The organism is Belnapia sp. AC561, from assembly GCF_979252845.1.
Genome location: NZ_CEEDBP010000425.1, coordinates 1 through 244, shown reverse-complemented (window position 1 = coordinate 244; position 244 = coordinate 1). Strand labels below are relative to the sequence as shown.

The following is a 244-nucleotide window of genomic DNA, read 5'->3' as shown; positions in this document are numbered from 1 at the left end:
GCGGTGATGTACGGCAAGTTGGTGGCTTACCGCCTGGATCAGGAAACCCGCCTGGATCCGCACAAGTTCGTCTGGGTCGACGTAGAGAAACCAGAGGCTCCACGATGAGCGCCGTGATTGCCTTGCGTGTGCCGCTCGATGCGGATCTGGCGCCTTTCATTGCGCTGTTGCGCAATCTGGGCGTCTCTCACCGCGTGGCGGAGCAGGCCAACGAGCAAGTGCTCTGGGTGCCCGACGAGCACAC

1 protein-coding gene is annotated in these 244 nt (G+C 62.3%); it reads left to right on the top strand.

Features of this window, described 5'->3' with window-relative positions:
* Positions 1-104: 104 nt before the first annotated feature.
* A partial coding sequence (locus tag AC0IW9_RS31710; protein WP_471652254.1) for a rhomboid protease N-terminal domain-containing protein occupies positions 105-244 on the top strand: 140 nt, incomplete at its 3' end.